The following is a 22,786-nucleotide window of genomic DNA, read 5'->3' as shown; positions in this document are numbered from 1 at the left end:
TGTGATCTCCACGCTCACCGCCGGCTGGAGCCGTGTGCTGCAGTTTCTCGGCCAGGTCTCGATGTACCGGCTGGTGCTGCTCTCGCTCGGCACGTTGATCGTCATCGCATTCGTGGTGTCGTTCTTCGGGGTGCTCGTACCCGGCCCGCTGGAGATCGTCGCGACGCTCGCCGTGCTGACCGCTGTATGCGTCGGAGTCGATGCGATCGCGCACCGCGTGATGAGACTGTCGCACCGCATCGAGTCCTCGCTCATCACCGCGGCCATCCTGCTCTTCGTGCTGCGCCCGAGCATCGAGATCGCCGACATGCTGGGCCTCGCCTTCGCGGGCGCCGTGGCCTCGCTGTCGAAGTACGTGCTCGCCTGGCGCGGGCGGCACATCTTCAACCCCGCGGCCTTCGGCGCCGCCGTGCTGACGATCTCGGGACTCGGAGCATCGGCCTGGTGGGTCGGCAGCCCGTTCCTGGCGGCGCCGGTGCTGCTGCTGGGCCTGGCCGTCGTGCTGCGCACCGAGAGGCTCCGCATCATCACGCTGTTCGTCCTGATCGCCGTCGCCGTGACGGTCCTTCGGCTCTCTGTGCAGGCCCAGCAGGCCCAGTTCGAGGTGACGACGGGCGAACTACTCTCCCTCGCGCTCTGGCAGTCGCCGATCCTCTTTCTCGGAGCTTTCATGCTCTCGGAGCCGCTCACGATGCCGCCGCGGCGATGGCAGCAGATGGCGGTTGCCAGCCTCGTCGGCGTGTTGGTGGGCTGGCCGATCGACGTCGGACCCTTCACGCTCGGGCAGGAACGCGCCCTGCTGATCGGCAATCTGCTCGCCTTCGCCTTCGCGCTGCGCACGGCCGTTCGGCTCACGCTCGCCCGTCGTGCCGCGCCGACGCCGACGGTGCAGGAGCTGGAGTTCACCACCAAGCGGCCGCTGCGCTTCGTGCCCGGACAGTACCTCGAGCTCGAGGTGCCGCACCGCCGCCCCGACGCGCGCGGCACGCGCCGCGAGTTCAGCATCGCCTCCGCCCCCGAAGACCTCCCGACGCTGCGCATCGCGTTCCGCGAGGGCGGAGCGAAGCATCCATCCAGTTACAAGAAGGCGCTCGCCGCGATGAGCCCGGGCGATGCCCTCGCCGTCACGGGCGTCTGGGGCGACTTCCTCCTGCCCAGCAACCCCACCGCGCCGGTGCTCATGGTCGCGGCCGGGATCGGCGTGACGCCGTTCGTCTCCCAGCTTCGGCACGTGCGGCTTGCCGAGGAGGACCGGGACATCGTGCTCGTCTACGTGGCATCCGAGGCCGCCGAGCTCGCTTTCCGGGAGGACATCGAGGCATCCGGCATCCCGGTCATCGTCTTCACCCGCGATCAGCCGCAGAACATGCCCTCGAACTGGCATTGGGCGCGCGGAGTGCGCCTCGATGCGGAAGGTCTCGAGCGTGTCGTCCCCGATCTGTCAGCGCGGCACGCCTACATCTCCGGTCCGCCGGGGCTCATCGCGGAGCTCGCACCCGCGCTCGAGAAGGCCCGTTCGCTGACCACCGACGCCTTCGCCGGGTACTGAGCCCGGGGCTCAGGCGAGCTCAGGCGGGCTCGGCCGCGGTGGCAGCGGGGGACGCCGGCACGGGGGCGTGCGGCCGCGCCGGCAGACGCAGCGTGAAGGTGGTGTCGCCCGGCTTGCTGTCGACCTCGATGGTTCCGTGGTGCGCCGTCACGATGGCCTGGGCGATCGACAGACCGAGCCCCGTCCCCCCGGTCTGCCGGGCGCGCGAGCGGTCGGCGCGGGCGAAGCGCTCGAAGAGCTCCGGCTGCAGTGCGGGGTCGATGCCCGGGCCGTCATCGTGCACGCTCAGCACCGCATCCTTCCCCTCGGGGAACACCGTGACCGTCACTTCGGTGCCCGTCGGCGTGTGGGTGCGAGCGTTGGCCAGCAGGTTGGCCACGACCTGATGCAGCCGCGACGCGTCGCCGGCGATCACGACGGGCTCTTCTGCGACCTCGACACGCCACACGTGGTCGGGACCGGCGGGGCGTGCATCGGCCACCGCCTCGAGCGCCAGCTGGGTGAGATCGACTGAACCGTACACGAGGTCCTGACCCTCATCCAGTCGGGCGAGCAGCAGCAGGTCCTCGACGAGACGGGTCATCCGGATGGACTGCGCCTGGATCCGCTCGAGCGCGGACTCGCTTCCCTCGAACACCGGGTGCTGGCCGCCGCCGGAGGGCACCGGTCCCTGAGCCTGTCGAAGGGCGCGGAGGGCCAGCTCCGAGTACCCGCGGATCGAGGCCAGGGGAGTCCGCAGCTCGTGACTCGCATCGGCGACGAACTGCCGCATCCGCTCCTCGTTGCGCTGACGTGCGTGCAGGGAGGAATCGACGTGGTCGAGCAATGTGTTCAGCGCCGCGCCGACCTGCCCGATCTCCGTGCGCGCATCGGCCTGTTCGTCCGGCACGCGCTCCGAAATCGAGACCGCGCCGTGGTCCATCGGCATGCTCGCCACCCGCGTGGCGGTGTCGGCGACGGCGCGCAGGGGACGCAGGCCGACCCGGATGACGAGGGCGGTCGCCCCGGCGAGCACGAAGAGCCCACCCGCTGTCAGCAGGCCGATGGTGGTGAGCATGCGGGCGATGGCCTGTTCGACCTCGGTACGGGGCAGACCGACGACGGCGACCGAGTTCTCCACCGCCGAGCCGCGCACGAGGTACGAGCCGACGCCATCGATCTGAACGGTGGCCGGACCCGGCCCTCGGCGCTCGAGATCGTCGGCGAGATCCTGGAGCTGCGTGTCGGTCAGCGCCGTCACGGATCCGTTCTGCTCGACATAGGCGCCACTGGCCGGCGCGAGACGCGATCCGATGACGAGCAGGAAGCCCGGCTGCTGAGGAGAGGCTCGGAGAATGGATGCCGCGTCGACGTCCGGGCCCTCGAACCCACCCGGCGGCGTCGCGAGCGCGAAGCGCGCTGCCGACCGCAGCTGGTCATCCAGCCGCCCCTCGAGCACCGCCCCCAGGATCGCGCTCATGGTGACCGCGACGATCACGAGGATCGCCGACACGATGCCGATGACCGTGACCATCAGCCGGGTCTGCAGCGTCCAGGCAGGGCGCCGCCGCTTCGCCTCGGTCCCGCTCACGCGGGCGCCTTGATCATGTAGCCGACGCCGCGCACGGTCGAGATCAGCGGCTCCCGGCCCTGATCGATCTTCTTGCGCAGGTACGAGATGTAGAGCTCGACGACGCTCGAGCGGCCGCCGAAGTCGTAGTTCCACACCCGATCGAGGATCTGCGCCTTGGAGACGACACGACGCTGGTTGCGCATCAGGAAGCGGAGCAGCTCGAATTCCGTGGCGGTCAGCTCGATGGAGGTGCCGCCTCGCTCCACCTCGTGGCTGTCCTCGTTCAACGTCAGGTCTCCGACGCGCAGGATGGGCTCGGCGTCGCTCGAGAAGGCCGACCCGGCGCGTCGCATGAGACCGCGCAGTCTGGCGACGACCTCCTCCAGGCTGAACGGCTTGGTGACGTAGTCGTCGCCGCCCGCCGTGAGCCCGGCGACGCGGTCGCTGACGGCATCCTTGGCGGTGAGGAAGAGCACGGGCACGTCGTTGCCGGAATGCCGCAGTCGCTGCAGCACGGCCATCCCATCCAGATCCGGCATCATGATGTCGAGCACGAGGGCGTCCGGCGCGAACTCGCGCGCGGACTGCAGCGCCTCGAAGCCCGACCCGGCGGTTCGCACCTCCCAGCCCTCCATGCGCAGCGCCATCGACAGCAGGTCGGTCAGCATCTGCTCGTCGTCGACCACGAGCACGCGCAGGGGAGAGCCGTCAGGGCGGTGGAGTGCGGGAGAGGTCGCCATGAGTACAGTGTGGCGGCCCAAGCTATGAGCCTGCTATGTGGACGGCTATGTGTTCACTGTAGGTCAGGACGGGGTTGTGCGCGACATCACGCGCCGAGGGCGAAGGCCGCGAGCCGGTCGGACAGTGCGTCGAACTGGTCGTCGACCTGCTGGCCGTCCGGCGTGGCCTCGTAATGGGCGAGGATGCGGCGGGCGCCCTCATCGAAGGTGATCGTCGTCCGGAACTCCGGCACGAGCGCCCGCACCTTCCCGTTGTCGAAGACCATGGAGTGCGCCTTGTCGCCGAGCAGTCCGGGTCCGAGATCGGGGCTCATCCGGGCGATCGTCTCGGATGCGACGTGCACGAGCTCCGGGGAGGTCACGCCGGCGGCATCCGCCAGCCAGCCGTAGATCTGGTTCCAGGTCGGCGCGTGCGTCCCGGTGATGTGGAAGGCCTCGCCGATCGCGACCGGATTGCCGAGAAGTCCGGTGAAGGCCACGGCGAAGTCGTCGCTGTGCGTGAGGGTCCACAGGCTGGTGCCATCGCCGTGCACGATCACGGGCTTGCCTGCCCGCATCCGGGCGATGTCCGTCCAGCCGCCGAGGTTGGGCCACAGCGTGTGATCGTAGGTGTGGGACGGCCTGATGATCGTAGTGGGGAAGCCGCGCTCGCGGTAAGCGCCTACGAGCAGGTCCTCGCAGGCGATCTTGTCGCGGGAGTACTGCCAGAACGGGTTGCGCAGCGGTGTGGACTCGGTGACGGGAAGGCGCGCCGGGGGCGTCTGGTACGCCGATGCCGAGCTGATGAAGATGTACTGCCCGCAGCGGCCCTCGAAAAGCCCGATGTCGGTCTGGATGTGTCCGGGGGTGAAGGCGAGGAACTCCGCGACCACGTCGAAGTACTCGTCCCTCAGGGCCGCGCGAACGGATTCGGGTGAGCGGATGTCGCCTACGACCTCGCGTACGCCCTCCGGGAGGGCTCGCCGCCCCGAGCCCCGGTTCAGCACCGTCACATCGTGTCCCACAGCCAGCGCTCTGGCGACGCACGCCGTGCTGATCACTCCGGTGCCGCCGATGAACAGGATTCGAAGACTCGTCACCCTTCCGACCCTAATGCCGTCCGACCCTCACCTAGGGTGGGCTCATGCCATTGGTCGACGCCGCCGTCTATGTCGAGGGACGGCGAGAGTCGGACGGCTCGATCGCGGACGTCATCACCCAGGCTCGGACACGCGGTGGAATGGCCTGGATCGGCCTGTACCGACCGAACGAGTCCGAGATGCGCCAGCTGGCGCTCCTTCTCGATTTGCATCCGCTCGCGGTCGAGGACACGCTCAAGGGGCATCAGCGCGCCAAGCTCGAGCGCTATGGAGACAAGACGTTCCTCGTGCTGCAGCCGGCGCGCTACCTCGACGAATCCGAGACCGTGGAGTTCGGCGAAGTGCACCTGTTCATCGGGCCGGACTTCGTCATCACCGTGCGGCACGCGGAGAATCCGGATCTCGCTGCCGTCCGGCGTCGGCTGGAGGCCACCCCCGAGGTGCTCGCCCAGGGGCCGTACGCGGTCGCCTGGGCGATCTGCGACGACGTCGTCGACCAGTACGCACCCGTCGTGGCAGGGCTGGAGAACGACATCGACGAGATCGAGGACGAGCTCTTCTCCGGCGACCCCAACGTCTCGAAGCGCATCTTCGGGCTGCAGCGGGAGGTGATCGACCTGCAGCACGCCACGGTGCCGCTCGTGGACATGTTCGATCGCATGCAGCAGATCGTGACGGCATCCACGGGCAAGGCGGAGGCGCCGGCCTTCCGGGATGTCGATGACCACGCCAAGCGCGTGGTCGACAGGGTGGACACGTTCCGGGCGACCCTCGGCAGCGCGCTCACCGTGCACGCGACCCTCGTCGAGCAGCAGAGCAACGAGGAGATGCGGCGGATGACCGAGTTCGGGCTCGAGCAGAACGATCAGGTGAAGAAGGTCTCCAGCTGGGCGGCCATCCTGTTCGCGCCGACCCTGGTAGGCACGATCTACGGCATGAACTTCGACAACATGCCGGAGCTGCACTGGCAGTTCGGGTACGCCCTGGCCTTGACGCTGATGGCCGCGACGAGCATCACGCTCTATCTCGTGTTCAAGCGGAAGGGCTGGCTGTAGCCGCCACACCGGTGCGCGATGTCGGTCGGCTGCGGTAGTTTCTGCGCCATGCGAATCGATGTGCTTCGAGCGGGAATGACGGGGCGCGTGACCGCGCCGGAAGACGACGGGTGGGATGCCGCACGGCTGTTCCACTCGGGGATCGGGGAGCCGGCGGTCATCGTGCGGCCTGGATCGGTGCAGGACGTCGTGGCGGCCGTCCGCTGGGCGGCCGAAGAGGGCCAGCCGATCAACGTGCGCGGCGGCGGGCACAGCGCGTGGGGCACGCTGCCGGGCGGACTCACCGTCGACCTCGCCGAGCTGAACGGCGTGGACGTGGAGGGAACCGTCGTTCGCGTCGGCGGTGGCGCGACGTGGGGAGCGGTGGCGGCCACCCTCGCGGAGCACGGGCTGGGCATCAGCTCCGGCGACACCGCGTCCGTGGGCGTCGGCGGGCTGACCCTCGGCGGGGGAATCGGCTGGATGGTGCGGGCGTGGGGGCTCGCCGCCGATCAGCTCCTCGGCGCGCAGCTCGTCACGCCGGCGGGAGAGCTTGCAGAAGTCTCCGCGGCGAGCCACCCCGAGCTGTTCTGGGCGCTGCGCGGCGGCGGCGGCAACTTCGGCGTCGTGACGCGGTTCGATTTCCGTGCGCACGCTCTGCCGGGTGTGGTCTTCGCGGAGCTGTCCGTGCCCGGCGATGTGCGGCCCGTGCTGCGAGCGCTTCGCGACACTCTTCGCCACGCGCCGCGTGAACTCACCGTCACCTACATGGATGTGCCGGCGATGGATCCGAGCGCGCCGGCGGGGGCCACGATCACGGCGTGCTGGATCGGAGAGGACGTCGACGCGGCCCTCGCGGCCCTCGGCCCGCTCCTCGCCGTGGATGGCGTCTTGGTCACCGATGTGAGTGCGCGTTCCTATCCCGACGTGCTGATGGACATGCCGCCATTCGACCCGGACCAGCCCATGCCGGGGTTCATCGGCGGCAACACGCTCCTCGTCGAGCCGGACGACGACGTGCTCGATGCGCTCGCTTCCTTCCGCGAGGCGCACGAGGCGTCGGTGCTCTTCCTGAGGTCTCTGGGGGGTGCCTTCGGCGACGTCGGTCCGGACGAGTCAGCCTTTCCGGCCCGGAACGCGACGTGGTTCGCGATGGCAGGGGTCTTCGACCTGCCGGGCACGACCGACGAGCAGCGTGCGGCGATCAACGCCGAGTGGTCCGCCATCGCCGCGCGCGGCGCCGGCGTGTACGGCAACTTCACGCAGGAAGTCGACGGCTCGGTCGTCACGCGGATCTTCTCGCCCGAGTCGATGGCACGCCTCGGCGAGGTGAAGCGGGAGTGGGACCCCCGCAACCTGTTCTCACGCAATCACAACGTGATGCCCGTCTGAACGACGAAACGCCGCCGGGCGAACCCGGCGGCATGTCGAAACCCGAGCGGGTCAGTGCGTGTCTTCGGCCTCGATCTCGGTGCGATCGCCCGACCACAGGGTGTGGAAAGTGCCCGGCTTGTCGATGCGCTTGTAGGTGTGCGCCCCGAAGAAGTCGCGCTGCCCCTGCACCAGGGCGGCCGGCAGGCGGTCGGCTCGCAGACCGTCGTAGTACGACAGCGACGACGAGAACGCGGGGGCGGGGATGCCGGCGCCCGCCGCGATGGCGACCACGCCGCGCCACGCGTCCTGCGCGCGGTCCAGCGCCTCGACGAAGTACGGGGCGGTGAGCAGCACCGGAAGATCGGGGGTCTCGGCGTATGCGTCCGCGATGCGGTTGAGGAACTGCGCGCGGATGATGCAGCCGCCGCGCCAGATCTTCGAGATGGCGCCGAGGTCGATGTTCCAGTCGTACTGAGCGGCGCCCGCCCGGATCTCGTCGAAGCCCTGCGAGTACGCGACGATCTTGGAGGCGTACAGCGCGAGGCGCACGTCCTCGATGAAGGCGTCGGGGTTGTCCACCGCGAAGGCGGCGTCGGTCCCCGGACCCGCCGAGGGGCCCGGCAGGTCGCTCGAGACGGCGCGCTGCTCCGGGTGCGATGACAGCGACCGAGCGAAGACGGCCTCGGCGATGCCCGAGACAGGCACCCCCAGGTCGAGGGCCGTCTGCACCGTCCACGCGCCCGTGCCCTTGGCGCCGGCCTGGTCGAGGATGACGTCCACCAGCGGCTCGCCGGTCTCGGCATCCACCTGGCGCAGCACCTCGGCCGTGATCTCGATGAGGTACGACTCCAGCTCGCCCTTGTTCCAGTCTGCGAACACATCGGCGATTTCGGCCGGGCTCTTGCCCGTGCCGCGGCGGATGAGGTCGTACGCCTCGGCGATCAGCTGCATGTCGGCGTACTCGATGCCGTTGTGCACCATCTTGACGAAGTGACCGGCGCCGTCGTGGCCCACGTGGGTGACGCAGGGCTCGCCCTCGGCGATTGCCGCGATCGAGCGCAGGATCGGGCCGAGCGTGACCCACGACTCGTCGGAGCCACCGGGCATGATCGACGGTCCGAGCAGTGCTCCCTCTTCGCCACCCGAGATGCCCGCGCCGACGAAGTTGATCCCCGTCTCGCGCACCGCCTTCTCGCGACGGATCGTGTCGGTGAAGAGCGCATTGCCGCCGTCGACGATGATGTCACCGGGTTCGAAGACGTCCACGAGCGCATCGATCACGGCATCCGTCGGTCTACCGGCCTTGACCATGATGACGGCGGTGCGGGGCTTCTGCAGGGACGCAGCGAATTCGTCGTAGTTCGGAGTTGGGATGAAGCCGGCTTCCGGATGCTCCCCGACCAGGTGCTCGGTCTTGACGTAGCTGCGGTTGTAGATGGCGACGGTGTTGCCCTCTCGGCTCGCGAGGTTGCGTGCGAGATTCGATCCCATCACCGCGAGGCCGACGACCCCAATGTTGGCGACGGCGCTCGGCGTGGCGACCGGTCCGGTTGCATCCGGAGCCGGACGGGGCACCTCTTCGGGGGCCGGAGCACCCTCGTGGACGGGGGCCGAACCCGGGGTGTCGTCCCGGTCGCCGGAGACTTTCGTCCCCGCGGTGGGGTCATCCGTCGGCTCGTCGGTGGCAAGGTCGTTCTCGGGCACGGTCTACTCCTCGGATCGTCACAGGGGGCGCTCCCAGGCTATCGCGTCGGCTGATAGCGGCCCCGCGGTGTGACGTTCCCGGTCCGTGCGCCGGAGTCAGTCCTTGCGGTACGCCGACCGGCCCATCTCCCAGAAGGCGAGGGTGGTCAGCACCGCCCCGGCCACGGCGAGGCCGCCGATTCCCCAGGCGATCAGATTCGCGATGAAGGCGCCGTCGAGCATGAGTCCTCCGGAGGTCGAGTGCGTGTGGCTCCACCGTACAGCCCTCGGGCGGGGAGGACCCGGTCACCCCGTGTATCGGCCGGTGTCCTCGCCGAACGGGGGAGTCGGGTAGACTGGTGGATCGACCCTCGGCGAGGGATGCGGCATACGACCAGCGCGTCGGCTCTTGCATCCGTTATCGACGCGGTGATGTGGGCTCCCCGGCTTCCTCACGCGTCTGCGTTCGAGTCGAAAACCAGAGACCACCGTGCGACCCGATCCTCGTCGCACGCCCAGAAGGAGAACCCCCATGTCTGACGACAACAAGGTCCAGGCCGAGCTTCGCGAGAACTTCGGCAAGGGCTACGCCCGCCGCCTCCGTGCCGCCGGCAAGATCCCCGCCGTGATCTACGGCCACGGCACCGACCCCAAGCACGTCGCGCTTCCCGGTCACCAGGTGTCGCTGCTGATCCGCCGCGCCAACGCGCTGCTCGAACTCGACGTCGCCGGCACGCCGGAGCTCGCGCTGGTGAAGGACGTGCAGAAGGACCCCGTGCACCAGATCATCGAGCACATCGACCTCCTCGTCGTGAAGAAGGGCGAGAAGATCCAGGTCGACATCCCCGTCTCGCTGATCGGCGAGCCCGCCCCCGGCACGATTGCGGCACAGGACGCCAACACCGTGCTGCTCGAGGTCGAGGCCACCCACATCCCGGAGCGCATCGAGCTCGACGTCGAGGGCCTCGAGGACGGCACGCACATCACCGCCGCCGACCTCAAGCTGCCCCAGGGCGCTTCGCTCATCGTCGACCCGGAGACGCTGATCGTCGCGATCTCGATCCCGACCGACACGCTCGCCGCCGAGGACGAGATCGCCGAGGCCGATGCGGCCGTCGCCGCCGAGCAGGCCGAGGAGTCTGAAGAGGCGCGGGAGTCGTCCGAGTAATCAGGCGACCCGAACGACAGCCCGCTCCCGCATTAGTGTGGGGGCGGGCTTCGTTCTGGCGTGCCCGCACGGGCTCCCGCATCCGCCCTCCCCATCCCCCTCTCTCGATCGAAAGGCGCGCACGTGGCTGAGACGTGGCTCGTGGTCGGCCTCGGCAACCCGGGCCCCCGCTATGCAGCCACCCGGCACAACGTGGGCCAGCTCGTGGTCGACGAGCTCGCCGCCCGCCGGGGCGAGGTGTTCAAGGCGCACAAGACGAACGCGCGCGTCGTGGAGACCTGGCTGCGTCCCGGCGCCCAGAAGATGGTGCTGGCCAAGCCGAACTCGTTCATGAACGTGTCGGGAGGTCCGGTCGCCGGCCTGGAGCGGTTCTACGGCGTCGCGCCGGAGCGCATCGTGGTCGTGCACGACGAGCTCGACATCCCGTTCGACACCATCAAGCTGAAGGTGGGCGGTGGACCAGGTGGGCACAACGGCGTGCGGGACGTCGCGAAGGCGCTCGGGACGCCGGAGTTCGCCCGTGTGCGCGTCGGGGTCGGCAGGCCGACGGGCCGCCAGGACCCGGCGGACTGGGTGCTCGATCCCTTCAGCGCCGCGGAGCGGGCGACCTTGCCCGTGCTCGTGGCGGAGGCGGCGGACGCCGTCGAGCAGCTGATCGGCGAGGGTCTGCTGGAGGCGCAGCAGCGCTACCATGCGCCGCGTGCCTGAGGTGTCTGCGCGCGGATGCGTCAGCTGTGCACCGCGTTCAGGCTCGCTGGGATGAGAGGTGCCGGGAGGTGTCCGATGAGCCCGTCGCGCCACTCGAGCCACATCTGTCCTGAGCGCGGCACGAGGCGCGGCCCCCGAGGCGATCGGAGGGAGGCGCCTCTGTCCGAAGTGAGCCATAGACTCGTCCGGTGACTGTCTCGGGAATCGTGCGCGGGCTGGAGCGCGCCGAGTCCTTCCGCGACGCCCTGGCCGCGGCATCCGTCGATGCGGAGTTCTCGCTGGTAGATGGGCTGGACGCACCGCTGCTGGCCGCGCTGCTGTCCCGGCGGGCGCAGGCCGGCCGGCCGCCCGCGCTGCTGGCGGTGACGCCGACGGGTCGCCGTGCCGAATCGCTCGGACCTGCGCTCGCCGCACTCATCCCCGGGGCCACCCTCCTGCACTTCCCCGCGTGGGAGACGCTGCCCCACGAACGACTCAGCCCCAGTGCGGAGACGGTCGGGCGACGCCTCGCGGCGCTTCGCGCCATCGGCTCGTGGGACGGGCGGACGCCGCTGGTCATCACCGCCTCCGTGCGCTCCGCGCTGCAGCCCCTCGCCGCGGGCCTCGCCGCGATCGAGCCGATCGCCCTGTCGGTGGGCGGGCGCGGGCACGATCTCGCCCAGGTCTCGGACCGGCTGGTCGAGCTGGCATATGCCCGCGTCGACATGGTGTCCCGGCGCGGTGAGTTCGCCGTACGCGGCGGCATCCTCGACGTCTTCCCCCCGACGGCGGATCACCCGTACCGGGTGGAGTTCTTCGGCGACGAGGTCGACCAGATCCGGGCGTTCCAGGTCGCCGATCAGCGATCGCTGCCCGGCGACATCCCGGCTGTCGAGCTGGCCCCCAGCCGCGAGCTGCTGCTCACCCCCGAGGTCCGCCAGCGGGCGCGCGAGCTGCGCGACGAGTTCCCCGCCATCTCCGGCATGCTGGAGCGGATGAGCGAGGGCATCGCCGTCGAGGGGATGGAGTCGCTGACTCCGGCCGTCGGCGGCCCGCTCGTGTCGCTCGCCGATTACCTGCCAGAGGGATCGGCGGTGGCGCTCGTCGACCCCGAGCGCTCCGTGACGAGGGCGATCACCCTGGGCGACACCAATCGCGAGTTCCTCGAGGCGGCGTGGAGCGCCGCGACCTCCGGCGCCAGGGCCCCGATCGACCTGGGCGCCGGCGACTTCCTCACGATCCCGCGGCTGCGGGACGACGCTCACGAGCGCGGCGCGGTCTGGTGGACGTTGAACCCCTTCGACAGCGGCGCGGCCGACATCCCGCAGACGCCCGGTGAGGCGGCCGCCGTGCGCGTACCGGGGTCGGCCGTGCCGTCGTTCCACGGCAACGTCGACGGTGCCACGGCCCATGTGGGCGAGCTGCTCGGCCGCGGGTGGAGCGTCGTGGTCGCGGCATCCGGAGCGGGCCTCGTCGAGCGCGCCCGCGACGTGCTCTCGGAGCGGGGCTTTGCCGCGCGCATCGAGGATGGGCTGGAAGCGGCCCCCGAGGCCGGTGTCGCCGTGGTGGTGCAGTGCACCATCGAGCAGGGCTTCGAGGTCGAGGATGCCCGCTTGGCGGTGCTCACCGAGGCCGAGTTCTACGGCCGGACGATCGGCGGCGACAACCGGGTCATCAAGAAGCTCGCGTCGCGCCGGCGGAACGTCGTCGATCCGCTTCAGCTCAAGTCCGGCGACTTCGTGGTGCATGCCACTCACGGCATCGGGCGGTTCGTCGAGATGACGCAGCGCGAGGTCTCCACCGGTGGTCGGAACGCGGTGAAGACCGTTCGCGATTACCTCGTGATCGAGTACGCGCCGTCAAAGCGCGGCTATCCGGGCGACAAGCTGTTCGTGCCCACCGATCAACTCGACCTGCTCTCGAAGTACGTCGGCGGCGAGGCGCCGGTGCTCTCGAAGATGGGCGGCAGCGATTGGGCCCAGGCGAAGGGGCGCGCGCGCAAGGCGGTCCGCGACATCGCCGTCGAGCTGGTGAAGCTGTATTCGGCGCGCATGGCGGCGAAGGGTCACGCATTCGGCCCCGATACGCCGTGGCAGCGCGAGCTCGAAGAGGCGTTCCCGTTCGCCGAGACGCCCGATCAGCTGCAGACGATCGACGAGATCAAAGCCGACATGGAACGGCCGATCCCGATGGACCGCCTGCTCTCCGGCGACGTCGGGTTCGGCAAGACCGAGGTCGCCGTGCGGGCTGCGTTCAAGGCCATCCAGGACGGCAAGCAGGTGGCGATGCTCGTGCCCACCACGCTGCTCGTGAAGCAGCACGTCGAGACCTTCACCGAACGCTTCGCCGGGTTCCCGGTCAAGGTGAAGGCGCTCTCGCGGTTCCAGCCCGACAAGGAGGCCCGCGACACGATCAACGGGCTGGCCGACGGCACCGTCGACATGGTGATCGGCACGCACCGCATCCTCACCGAGGGCATCGCGTTCCGCGACCTCGGGCTGATGATCATCGACGAGGAGCAGCGCTTTGGAGTCGAGCACAAGGATGCGCTCAAGAAGCTCAAGACGAACGTCGACATCCTGGCGATGAGCGCGACCCCCATCCCTCGCACGCTCGAGATGGCGGTCACCGGCATCCGGGAGATGTCGACGCTGCAGACTCCTCCGGAGGACCGGCATCCGATCCTCTCGTTCGTGGGCCCCAACAACGACAAGCAGATCGCCGCCGCGATCCGGCGCGAGCTGCTTCGGGAGGGCCAGATCTTCTTCGTGCACAACCGCGTGCTGTCGATCCAGCGCGTCGCCGCGCACATAGCGGAGCTGGTGCCCGAGGCGCGCATCGCCGTCGCGCACGGCCAGATGGGGGAGCACGCCCTCGAGCAGGTCGTCGACGACTTCTGGGAGCGCAAATTCGACGTGCTGGTCTGCACGACCATCGTCGAGACCGGGCTCGACATCTCGAACGCGAACACCATCATCATCGACCGCGCCGACAAGTACGGGCTCGCCCAGCTGCATCAGCTGCGCGGACGGGTGGGGCGCGCGAGGGAGCGGGCGTACGCGTACTTCGTGTACGACGAGAACAAGCCGCTGTCCGAGACCGCGGCCGACCGGCTGCAGACCATCGCGGTGAACAACGACCTGGGTTCGGGGATGCAGGTGGCGCTCAAGGACCTCGAGCTGCGGGGTGCGGGCAACCTGCTGGGTGCCGAGCAGGCGGGTCACATCGCCGGGGTGGGCTTCGACCTCTACCTGCGGATGATCGGCGAAGCGGTGGCGACGTTCCGCGGCGAGGATGTCGAGGGGACCACCGAGCTGCGGCTCGAGCTGCCCGTCGACGCGAGGATTCCCGAGACGTACATCGACAGCGAGCGGCTGCGCCTGGAGGCGTACCAGAAACTGTCCGCTGCGGCATCCGCCACCGCCAAGGATGACGCGATCGACGCCGTCATCGACGAGCTCACCGACCGCTACGGTGACCCGCCGGCCGAGGTGGACGGCCTCATCGCCGTCGCCCGGCTGCGGCGAAGGGCAGCCCGGGCAGGGCTCTCCGACGTCGTCGCGATGGGGCGCAACCTGCGCGTGGCGCCGGCGCCGCTCGCCGACTCCATGCGGGTTCGCCTGCAGCGGTTGCACCCGACGGCGAAGCTGCTGGCCGGCGGCGAGGCGCTGGTGGTGCCGATGCCACAGGCGGGGGGCGAGCCGCTCGGCGACGCGGAGCTGATCGCGTGGGTCGCGCAGTTCCTGGACCAGCTCTTCCCGGAGCCGGTCCCCGAGCCCGCGGCCGGAGGAGACGCGACGCGTTCGGCGTCGTGATGCTCGGTCCGGCCGGCCCACCGTGTCCGCTGGTGCGGCGTCGGTGGCCCAGAACCCGCCGGAGGCCCTAAGGTCTGCTCATGGGCGCAGGCGGGAGCCGCAGCAGGCTCGATGAGGCAATGAGGGCCTTCACGAGCAACTGGCGCAACCCGAACCTGCGGCGCGCCCAGCTGAGCTTCCTCGGGGCATGGACCGCCGAGTGGGCCTTCACCGTCGCCCTCGGCATCGTCGCCTACAACGACGGCGGGGCGGTCGCCCTCGGGTTGGTGGGTCTCCTGCGCATGGTTCCCTCGGCCCTGCTCGCACCGCTGCTCTCCCCGTTCGCCGACCGGGGACGGCGCGAGCGCGTGCTCGTCGTGGTCTCGACATTGCGTGGGCTCGTCACGGCGGTCGCCGCTGTGACGGTCGCGCTGTCGGGTCCGGTGCTGGTGGTGTATGCGCTCGCGGTCCTCTCCACGATCGCGGCCACGCTCTTCCGGCCCGCGCACTCAGCGCTTCTGCCGACGCTGTGCCGCACAGGGCATGAGCTGGCCAGCGCGAACGTCGTCCGTGGGCTCCTCGACTCCGTGGCTACGCTGGTCGGACCGCTGCTGGCGGCGGTTCTCCTGGCGCTCACCGACGTGTCCGTCGTCTTCGCGGTCGCCGCAGCCTCCTCGTTCTGGGCGGCCGCGCTGCTGCTGCGCGTCCGATACGACGCTCCGCCACGGCCGGCGGCTCCTCGTCGTCCCGATCTGGTCAAGGAATCGGTCGAAGGCATTCGTGCGGTCACGCAGAATCGCGACCTGCTGCTGATTCTCGGCCTTGCGGCGGCGCAGTCACTGACACGCGGAGCCCTGACGGTGTTCTCGGTGGTGGTCGCGATCGAGTTGCTCGGCACGGGCGATCCCGGTGTGGGCGCCCTCATGGCAGCGGTCGGGGTGGGAGCCGTCGTCGGCTCGCTCGCCGCGTCGTTCCTGGTGGGAACGGCCCGGTTGGGCAGGTGGTTCGCGCTGGGAGTGGCACTGTGGGGCCTGCCTCTGGCGCTCATCGGCGTCTTCCCGCAGGAGACGGCGGCACTGTGCCTGCTGGCCTTCGTGGGGCTCGGCAACGCCCTGATCGACGTGGCGGGGTTCACCCTCATCGGCAGACTGGCGCCGGACGCGGTCCTGGCTCGCGTTTTCGGGGTGTTGGAGAGCATGGTCGCCGTCTCCATCGGCGTCGGGGCCATCCTCGCCTCGACGGTGATCGAGTGGTTCGGGATAGAGGCCGCGCTGATCTCCATCGGACTGGTGTGCCCTCTGCTCGCCGTGGCCGCTCTGGGGCGCCTTCGTCGCATGGACGGCTCCGTCGACGCACTCGATCTCGACATCGCGCTGCTGCGGCAGGTGTCGATGTTCGCGCCCCTGCCGCTGCCTGCCATCGAACAGCTGGCGCGGGGGCTCGAATCGGTGCAGGTGCCCGCGGGAGAGGCGGTGGTGACGCAGGGTGACATCGGCGACCGGTACTACGTGATCGAGTCGGGGGAGGCGGATGTCATCGGCGACGGCCGGGTCGTGGTGACGCTGGGGCCGGGGGAAGGCTTCGGCGAGATCGCCCTGATCCGCCGCACCCGGCGGACGGCCACCGTGCGCGCCAGCACTGCTCTCCAGCTGCGGGCGATCGGCTCTGAGAGATTCGTCTCCGTCGTGCTCGGGTACACACCGAGCGCGCAGGCCGCGGCGACGGGAGTCGATCACCAGCTCGGCCGGTACACACCGGAAGAGCCGTTCGACGATCTGCCGAGCCCGTCGCCGTGAGCGCCCGGCCTGTTGAGTTGCACCGGCGGAGATGGGATTGTGAGGCATGACGTCCGAGCGTGCCGCCCTGTTGATCGCCGACATCGGGGGCTACACCGAGTACATGAGCACCCACCGCATGAGCCTCGCTCACGCCGAGGTCAACACCGCGCGGATCCTCGACAAGATGATCGCGGCGGCTCGGGGGTACGACCTCGTCGAGATCGAGGGGGACGCCGCCTTCCTCTCGCGGAGAGTCGATACGCGCGACGCCGACGCCACCATCGCAGGCATCCTGCGAACTGCCGTCGCCATGCATCAGGCCTTCCACCTGGAGCGCGAGTACGTCGCCAAGAATCTCTGCCCGTGCGGCGGCTGCAAGGAAGCCGGCAACCTGAAACTGAAATTCGTCGCGCACGTCGGCGACGTCGCGACCCAGACGATCCGTGGCCGGATGAAGCTGGTCGGCATCGACGTCATCCACGTGCACCGGCTGCTGAAGAATTCCGTGCCGATACCCGAGTACGTCCTGCTGTCCGAGGAGCTCTACAGCACCGACCCGTCGGCTCTACCGGGGCCCGTGCACGAGATCTCTCCCGACCTTGAGGGGATCGGCCCGGTACGGGCCTACTTCGTCGACGTGGGGGACCTCGACCCACTGCCTCCGGCGCGCCGGCCACCCTGGCGGGCCCGACTGGGAAGCACGTTCGCGGCGGTCGGCCAGGGGCTCCCCTACATGCTGGGCCTGAAGCAGGCTCGCAAAGTGCGTTACGCCCGTTGAGGAGGAACACGTGGAGTTCGAGCACCTCGGGGCGAGACCCCGCATCCACCGGGACGCGGTCGTCGCGGAGACGGCCGTCGTGAGCGGCGACGTGACGATCGGCGCCGACTGTCAGCTGCTGCACGGAGCCGTGGTGACGGCGGAGGGCGGGCCCATCATCCTGGGCCAGAACGTCATCGTCATGGAGAACGCCGTCATCCGGGGGAGCGCGGCCAACCCGGTGCACATCGGGGACCACACCCTGATCGGGCCCGGGGCCACGGTGAGCGGTGCGACGGTCGGTGACGAGGTGTTCCTCGCCACCGGCACCCGGGTCTTCAACGGAGCCCGCATCGGAGACCGCTGCGAGGTGCGCATCAACGCGGTCGTGCACCTGCGAACCGTGCTTGCGGCGGAGACCGTGGTGCCGATCGGATGGGTGGCGGTCGGCGACCCCGCGCAGCTGCTCTCACCCGACCGGCACGAGGACATCTGGGCGGCCCAGAAGGAACTCGACTTCCCGGGGTACGTCTTCGGCATCGACCGGGACACCCCGGACCTCATGGTGCAGCTCACCGAGCGGTACGGCCGGAGCCTCGCGCGCCACGCGAACGATCATCAGATCGGCTGACGCGCCGGGTCGGGCGCGGAACTCCCGCCACTCCCGCCCGCAACACTGCGGGTCGGCGCCGACATTGCGTCTTCGCGCCGACACAGCGTCTTCGCGCCGAGACTGCGGCCCGCGGCCGCAGACTCGGCGCGCAAGCGCAGTCTCAGGCCCAGACGGTGCTGCAGTCGCGGCATCCGAACTCGATGCGCTCGACCCAGCCGGAGTCCTCCGACCGGAGCTCGGTCCGGCGATCGAACTCGACCGCGAACCACCGGGGCTCGATGGCCCGCACATCGAACGAGCCGCACTGTGGGCACTTCTCGGCTGCCACCACGGATCTGGTGTTCATGAGGGTCACGGTAGCCCTGCGCGGCGGCATCGGCCGCAGCGACGCGCGTGTCAGCCGGTGTTCTGCAGGCCCGCGGCCACGCCGCTGACCGAGAGCAGGAGCAGGCGCTGCTGCTCCGGGTCGGGCGTCTCGGCGCCGGGGGGTGCGTCGCGCAGGGCCCGCAGCGCCCGCAGCTGCAGCAGCGACAGGGCGTCGACGTAGGGGCTCCGCATCTTCACCGCTCGCTGCAGGATCGGGCGGTTGGACAGCACGCCGTCGCTCCCGGTGACCCGCAGCACCCACGAGTGCGTCAGAGCCATCTCGTGCAGCACGATCTCGGCGAGGTCGTCCCGGTCTCCCAGTTCCAGGTACTTGCGCGCGATCCGGGCGTCCGCCTTGGCGAGACTCATCGCGACGTTGTCCACCATCGCGTGCAGCAGCGGCCACTCGCGGTACGCCTCTTGCAGCAGCTCTTCGTCGCCGACCGCCTCGAGGGCGCTGCCGAGACCGAACCATCCGGCGAGGTTGATGCGCGCCTGCGTCCAGGCGAAGACCCACGGGATGGCCCGCAGATCCTCCAGCGATTCGACCGACAGCCCTCGGCGCGCGGGGCGGGATCCGAGCGCCAGCAGGCCGACCTCTTCCATCGGCGTCACCGTCGCGAACCACGGTGCGAAGCCGGGCGCCTTGACAAGTGAGAAGAACCGATCCCGGGATGCCGCATCCATCGTGGCCGCGATGTCCGCGTATCGCTCGGCGGCGGCGCTGTTGCGCCGCTCGATGCCCGGGGAGGAGGCCAGCAGCGTGGCGGCCGCCACCTGATCGATGTGCCGCATGGCGATGGCGGGATCTCCGTACCGGGCGAAGATCACCTCGCCTTGCTCGGTGAGCTTGAAACGGCCATCGACCGAGTGCGGCGGCTGCGCCAGGATGGCGGAGTTCGCGGGCCCTCCGCCGCGGCCGAGCGCCCCGCCGCGGCCGTGGAACAGGGTGAGCTCGATGCCCGCCTCCCGCGCCCACGCCGAGATCGCGGCCTGGGCCTCGTAGAGGGCGAGATTCGCCGCGACCGGCCCGACATCCTTCGACGAGTCGGAGTAGCCGAGCATGACCTCCATGCGGCGGCCTGTCTGGGCGAGACGCGCCGCGACGGCCGGGTGCTCGACGACCTCGGCCAGGATGCGGGGGGCAGCCTGCAGGTCGGCGAACGTCTCGAACAGCGGGATGACATCGAGCACGGGCGCGCGCCCGCCGGATGCGGCTGCAAACTCGGCCAAGCGGTACACGGCGGCGAGGTCCTCGGCCGACCGCGTGAACGACACGATGTAGCGCCCCGCGGCGCGGGGGCCGAACCGCTTCTGCACGAACGCGACCGCGCGGAACACGTCGAGCACCTCGGTCGAGAGCTCGCTCGTCTGCCCTGCCTCGAGCTCGGCGAGCACTCGAGCGTGCACGCTGGAGTGCTGGCGCACCTCGAGCTCGGTGAGGTGGAAGCCGAAGGACTGCACCTGCCAGATCAGCTGCTGAAGCGTGCCGTAGGCCTGCCGAGGAGCCGCGGCCGCGACGAGGGACTCCTGAACGATGCGCAGCTCGGCCAGCAGCTCGTCGGGGTCGCCGTAGGCGTGGTCCGCATCGCGGGCGCGGGTGGCGGCGATGCGGCGGGCGACCAGCAGCATGATGCGACGGTGCGGCTCAGCGGGAGAGCGTTTCGCGATCTCGGCCGCCGCGTCCTCGTCGACCGCGGCGAGCCGCTCCCACAGCCCCAGCAGACCGGGACTCGGCGGTGTCGTGACGGCATCGAGCGTCAGGGTGCGGCCGATGCGCTCCGCCGTGCGCTCGAGTCCGATCAGCACGTGTTCCGAGGCGATCCCGGCGGCCTTGCGGGTGACGGATGCCGTGACGAAGGGATTCCCGTCCCGGTCGCCGCCCACCCAGGAGCCGACCCGCACGAAGGGCTGCACGACCGGGGCGCGCTGGCCCGCGGCAACACCCTGGAGGGCGTCATCCACCCGTCGATAGACATGCGGCACCGCCGTGAAGAGCGTCTCGTCGAACACGGCCATCACCGCGCGCACCTCGTCGGTGGGCGACGGCTTCTCCTGACGAAGCGGCGCGGTGCGCCAGAGCGTGTCGATCTCCTCGAGCATCCGCCGGCGAGCGCGGCGCTCATCGGCGCCGCCTCGTACGGCGGTGTTGTGCTCCGCGAGCAGGGCCGCGAGGCGGCGGATCGTGGTCGAGATCGCACGCCGGCGCGCCTCCGTGGGGTGCGCGGTGAAGACGGGGTGGAAGCGCAGCCCCTGAAGGCGCTGCAGGGCCGTGTCATCGCCCACCTCGGCCGCCAGCCGCACGAAGGCCGCCGCGACGGAGTCGGTGGCGTCCTCCTTCTCCGGCCTCCCGTCTCGTTCGCGGAGGATCCGCACCCGCTGGCTCTCCTCCGCGAGGTTGACCAGGTGGAAGTAGCACGTGAATGCGCGCGCGACCTCGTCCGCGCGCTGCACCGTGAACGACTCCGCGACGCCGACCGCCCGCTCGAACGCCTCCGGCGACTCGTCGGTGTACGCGTCGATCGTCGCGGTCCGCAGGCGCTCCACGTCCTCGAAGAGGCCGGGGGACCCGCTCTCCCGCAGCACCTGACCGAGCAGTGACCCGAGCATCCGCACATCGGATCGCATGGACTCCGGAAGTTCCTGTCCTGCCTCGAAGCGGCCGACGAGGTCGATGGCTTCGGTCTGTGTGAGTTCTCGCACGCTTTCACGGTAGTCGTGCGGTGTTTCCGTCACGTCACGTGTTTCACGGCGGCAGCGAGCCCTCTCGCTACGATGGACAGCGCCCACGAAAGGACCCGATGTCCCTCCTTCGATCCGCGCGGTTCCCCGCGATGGTCCTCCTCGCGGCCGCAGTGCTCGGACTGCTGATCGCGAACAGCCCGCTCGGCGCACCTGTCGAAGAATTCATGCACGCCTACGTCGGCATCCCGGGCGTGTTCCAGCTCTCGATCGACCATTGGATCGCGGACGGCCTGCTCGCCGTCTTCTTCTTCGTCGTCGCCGTCGAACTCCAGTACGAACTCACGCGAGGCGAGCTGAACAGCCTCCGCAAGGCCCTTCAGCCGGCGATCGCCGCCGCGGGCGGGGTGATCGTCCCGATCGCCATCTACCTCCTGATCGCCGGCGGCACCGACGTCTCGCAAGGATGGCCCGTGCCGACCGCGACCGACATCGCCTTCGCGCTGGGCGTGCTCGCCGTCTTCGGCAAGGGTCTGCCATCCGGTCTGCGCGTGTTCCTGCTCGCGCTCGCGATCCTCGACGACATCGTGGGGATCATCTTCATCGCGGTGCTCTTCGCCACCGACGTCGACTTCGGCCTGCTCTTCGCGGCGCTCCTGGCCGTCGTCGCCTTCGCCATCCTCAGCCGGCAGCTCGACACCCGGGCACGGGTGCCGATCGCGGTCGTGCTCGTCCTGCTCGCGATCTTGACCTGGGTGCTCATCTACCAGTCGGGCGTGCACGCCACCATCGCCGGGGTGCTCCTCGGCCTCGCCATGGCGCAGGGCCCGGCGATGCGCACGCGGCACGAGATGGAACCGTGGATCAACGGGGTGGTGCTGCCGATCTTCGCGTTCTCCGCGGCCCTCGTGGTGATCCCGCAGGTGTCGCCGGCGGACCTGTCCCCGGCGCTCTGGGGGATCCTGATCGCGCTGCCGGTCGGAAAGGTGATCGGGATCGCCGGGGCCGGGTGGCTGTCGCTGCGTATCGGAAACAGGGGCGCGGCCCCGCACCTCGCGTTCGGCGACCTGCTGGCCGCGGGCGCGCTGGGCGGCATCGGATTCACGGTGTCGCTGCTGCTCGGCGAACTCGCGTTCGGCGGCGATCCCGCCGTGCGAGATCAGGCGACCCTCGGCGTGCTCGGCGGGTCGCTCATCTCCCTGATCCTCGCCGGCATCCTGGTCACATGGCGTTCGCGGGTCTATGCCCGAGGGGAGAGGACGGAGGTGGCGTCTTGACCGATCCGAGTGCGGTGCAGTCCGCGATCGACACCATGCACGCGGTGCGGGATCGCTGCGTGTGGACGCAGCAGATCACCCACCGGGACCTCGTCCCGTATCTCGTCGAGGAGAGTGCCGAGCTGATCGACGCGGTCGAGGGCGGGAGCCGCTCGGAACTGCGAGAGGAGCTCGGCGACCTGCTCTGGCAGGTGCTCTTCCATGCCGAGATCGCCTCGCGCGACGAGATCGAGCCGTTCGACATCCAGGATGTCGCCGCCGGGCTGACCGAGAAGATGGTGCGGCGGCATCCGCACGTCTTCGGCGACGCGGCGGCGCGCACGCCCGAGGAGGTGCTCGTGCACTGGAACGCGGCGAAGGCGGCGGAGAAGCACCAGCGTCAGAGCGTGCTCGACGGCGTTTCGCACGCGATGCCGGCATTGGCTCTGGCGCAGAAGGTGCTCGGCAAGGCCGCGAGTGTGGGGGCGGATGTCGAACCCGCAGCGCCGCCGCGATCCGAGGAGGAGCTCGGCGACGCGCTGCTGGCCCTCGTCGCCGCCGCGCGGGCGAGCGGAATGGATGCCGAGCGCGCGCTGCGCACGCGCGTTCGGACGCTCGAGGCTGACATCCGCTCGTCGGAGACCCGCAGCGCCGAATGACGTCCGCCGCGGGAG

Annotated in this window: 18 protein-coding genes; 11 read left to right on the top strand and 7 right to left on the bottom strand. The window is 70.0% G+C overall.

Annotated elements, in window-relative coordinates:
* Nucleotide 1: 1 nt before the first annotated feature.
* Nucleotides 2–1,549, top strand: coding sequence for an FAD-dependent oxidoreductase (locus tag ACPW96_RS09880; protein ID WP_425882894.1), 1,548 nt, complete (start codon nucleotides 2–4; stop codon nucleotides 1,547–1,549).
* Between the two features lie 19 nt (nucleotides 1,550–1,568).
* On the opposite strand, the gene ACPW96_RS09875 is transcribed toward ACPW96_RS09880, so the two are convergent.
* The 3 genes from ACPW96_RS09875 to ACPW96_RS09865 form a co-directional block, all read right to left on the bottom strand.
* Complete coding sequence (locus ACPW96_RS09875) at nucleotides 1,569–3,119, bottom strand: sensor histidine kinase (protein ID WP_425882893.1); 1,551 nt, start codon at nucleotides 3,117–3,119, stop codon at nucleotides 1,569–1,571.
* Entirely contained in the window at nucleotides 3,116–3,841 is a 726-nt protein-coding gene (locus ACPW96_RS09870; protein WP_425820081.1) for a response regulator transcription factor, read from the bottom strand. Before ACPW96_RS09870 ends, ACPW96_RS09875 begins: the two co-directional genes overlap by 4 nt.
* Nucleotides 3,842–3,927: 86 nt before the next feature.
* On the bottom strand, nucleotides 3,928–4,920 hold the full coding sequence (locus ACPW96_RS09865; RefSeq protein WP_425882892.1) for an SDR family oxidoreductase: 993 nt from the start codon (nucleotides 4,918–4,920) through the stop codon (nucleotides 3,928–3,930).
* Nucleotides 4,921–4,964: 44 nt separating this feature from the next.
* Between ACPW96_RS09865 and ACPW96_RS09860 the strand changes: the two genes are divergently transcribed.
* Together ACPW96_RS09860 and ACPW96_RS09855 are read left to right on the top strand one after the other, a co-directional pair.
* Nucleotides 4,965–5,975 (top strand): magnesium and cobalt transport protein CorA, encoded by a 1,011-nt coding sequence (locus ACPW96_RS09860; protein ID WP_425882891.1) that lies wholly within the window; start codon nucleotides 4,965–4,967, stop codon nucleotides 5,973–5,975.
* Nucleotides 5,976–6,023: 48 nt separating this feature from the next.
* A complete protein-coding gene (locus ACPW96_RS09855) occupies nucleotides 6,024–7,346 on the top strand; it encodes an FAD-binding oxidoreductase (RefSeq protein ID WP_425882890.1) in 1,323 nt (440 codons plus the stop codon).
* A 51-nt stretch (nucleotides 7,347–7,397) separates the two neighbouring features.
* On the opposite strand, the gene gndA is transcribed toward ACPW96_RS09855, so the two are convergent.
* Both gndA and ACPW96_RS09845 read right to left on the bottom strand, forming a co-directional pair.
* A complete protein-coding gene (gndA, locus tag ACPW96_RS09850; RefSeq protein WP_425882965.1) occupies nucleotides 7,398–8,903 on the bottom strand; it encodes an NADP-dependent phosphogluconate dehydrogenase in 1,506 nt (501 codons plus the stop codon).
* A gap of 225 nt (nucleotides 8,904–9,128) precedes the next feature.
* Entirely contained in the window at nucleotides 9,129–9,254 is a 126-nt protein-coding gene (locus tag ACPW96_RS09845; protein WP_425820085.1) for a hypothetical protein, read from the bottom strand.
* Nucleotides 9,255–9,543: 289 nt separating this feature from the next.
* On the opposite strand from ACPW96_RS09845, the gene ACPW96_RS09840 reads away from it, so the two are divergent.
* From ACPW96_RS09840 to ACPW96_RS09815, 6 genes are all read left to right on the top strand, one after another.
* Nucleotides 9,544–10,179 (top strand): 50S ribosomal protein L25/general stress protein Ctc, encoded by a 636-nt coding sequence (locus tag ACPW96_RS09840; RefSeq protein ID WP_425820086.1) that lies wholly within the window; start codon nucleotides 9,544–9,546, stop codon nucleotides 10,177–10,179.
* Between the two features lie 123 nt (nucleotides 10,180–10,302).
* Entirely contained in the window at nucleotides 10,303–10,887 is a 585-nt protein-coding gene (pth, locus tag ACPW96_RS09835) for an aminoacyl-tRNA hydrolase (protein WP_425882889.1), read from the top strand.
* A 188-nt stretch (nucleotides 10,888–11,075) separates the two neighbouring features.
* Nucleotides 11,076–14,681 (top strand): transcription-repair coupling factor, encoded by a 3,606-nt coding sequence (gene mfd / locus ACPW96_RS09830; RefSeq protein WP_425882888.1) that lies wholly within the window; start codon nucleotides 11,076–11,078, stop codon nucleotides 14,679–14,681.
* 80 nt (nucleotides 14,682–14,761) lie between these two features.
* Entirely contained in the window at nucleotides 14,762–16,456 is a 1,695-nt protein-coding gene (locus ACPW96_RS09825; protein ID WP_425820089.1) for an MFS transporter, read from the top strand.
* Nucleotides 16,457–16,502: 46 nt separating this feature from the next.
* Nucleotides 16,503–17,216 (top strand): DUF2652 domain-containing protein, encoded by a 714-nt coding sequence (locus ACPW96_RS09820; RefSeq protein ID WP_425882887.1) that lies wholly within the window; start codon nucleotides 16,503–16,505, stop codon nucleotides 17,214–17,216.
* 10 nt (nucleotides 17,217–17,226) lie between these two features.
* On the top strand, nucleotides 17,227–17,826 hold the full coding sequence (locus ACPW96_RS09815; RefSeq protein WP_425820091.1) for a gamma carbonic anhydrase family protein: 600 nt from the start codon (nucleotides 17,227–17,229) through the stop codon (nucleotides 17,824–17,826).
* Nucleotides 17,827–17,968: 142 nt separating this feature from the next.
* Here ACPW96_RS09815 and ACPW96_RS09810 read toward each other — a convergent pair whose 3' ends face one another.
* Together ACPW96_RS09810 and ACPW96_RS09805 are read right to left on the bottom strand one after the other, a co-directional pair.
* Nucleotides 17,969–18,154, bottom strand: coding sequence for a hypothetical protein (locus ACPW96_RS09810; RefSeq protein WP_425882886.1), 186 nt, complete (start codon nucleotides 18,152–18,154; stop codon nucleotides 17,969–17,971).
* A 50-nt stretch (nucleotides 18,155–18,204) separates the two neighbouring features.
* Nucleotides 18,205–20,877, bottom strand: coding sequence for a phosphoenolpyruvate carboxylase (locus tag ACPW96_RS09805; RefSeq protein WP_425882885.1), 2,673 nt, complete (start codon nucleotides 20,875–20,877; stop codon nucleotides 18,205–18,207).
* Between the two features lie 98 nt (nucleotides 20,878–20,975).
* Between ACPW96_RS09805 and ACPW96_RS09800 the strand changes: the two genes are divergently transcribed.
* Both ACPW96_RS09800 and ACPW96_RS09795 read left to right on the top strand, forming a co-directional pair.
* Nucleotides 20,976–22,133 (top strand): Na+/H+ antiporter NhaA, encoded by a 1,158-nt coding sequence (locus tag ACPW96_RS09800; protein WP_425882884.1) that lies wholly within the window; start codon nucleotides 20,976–20,978, stop codon nucleotides 22,131–22,133.
* A complete protein-coding gene (locus tag ACPW96_RS09795; protein WP_425882883.1) occupies nucleotides 22,130–22,771 on the top strand; it encodes a MazG family protein in 642 nt (213 codons plus the stop codon). The genes ACPW96_RS09800 and ACPW96_RS09795 overlap by 4 nt, the downstream gene beginning before the upstream one ends.
* Nucleotides 22,772–22,786 lie beyond the last annotated feature (15 nt).

The organism is Micromonospora sp. DT81.3, assembly GCF_049847225.1.
Classification (GTDB): Bacteria; Actinomycetota; Actinomycetes; order Actinomycetales; family Microbacteriaceae; genus Microbacterium.
This window is presented reverse-complemented; position numbering and strand designations above follow the sequence as displayed.

Coding starts and splice junctions, on each gene's coding strand:
- ACPW96_RS09870 (WP_425820081.1), bottom strand. CDS start 3,841: ATGGCGACCTCTCCCGCACTCCACCGCCCTGACGGCTCTCCCCTGCGC.
- ACPW96_RS09860 (WP_425882891.1), top strand. CDS start 4,965: ATGCCATTGGTCGACGCCGCCGTCTATGTCGAGGGACGGCGAGAGTCG.
- ACPW96_RS09855 (WP_425882890.1), top strand. CDS start 6,024: ATGCGAATCGATGTGCTTCGAGCGGGAATGACGGGGCGCGTGACCGCG.
- ACPW96_RS09845 (WP_425820085.1), bottom strand. CDS start 9,254: ATGCTCGACGGCGCCTTCATCGCGAATCTGATCGCCTGGGGAATCGGC.
- ACPW96_RS09840 (WP_425820086.1), top strand. CDS start 9,544: ATGTCTGACGACAACAAGGTCCAGGCCGAGCTTCGCGAGAACTTCGGC.
- ACPW96_RS09825 (WP_425820089.1), top strand. CDS start 14,762: ATGGGCGCAGGCGGGAGCCGCAGCAGGCTCGATGAGGCAATGAGGGCC.
- ACPW96_RS09820 (WP_425882887.1), top strand. CDS start 16,503: ATGACGTCCGAGCGTGCCGCCCTGTTGATCGCCGACATCGGGGGCTAC.
- ACPW96_RS09810 (WP_425882886.1), bottom strand. CDS start 18,154: ATGAACACCAGATCCGTGGTGGCAGCCGAGAAGTGCCCACAGTGCGGC.
- ACPW96_RS09800 (WP_425882884.1), top strand. CDS start 20,976: ATGTCCCTCCTTCGATCCGCGCGGTTCCCCGCGATGGTCCTCCTCGCG.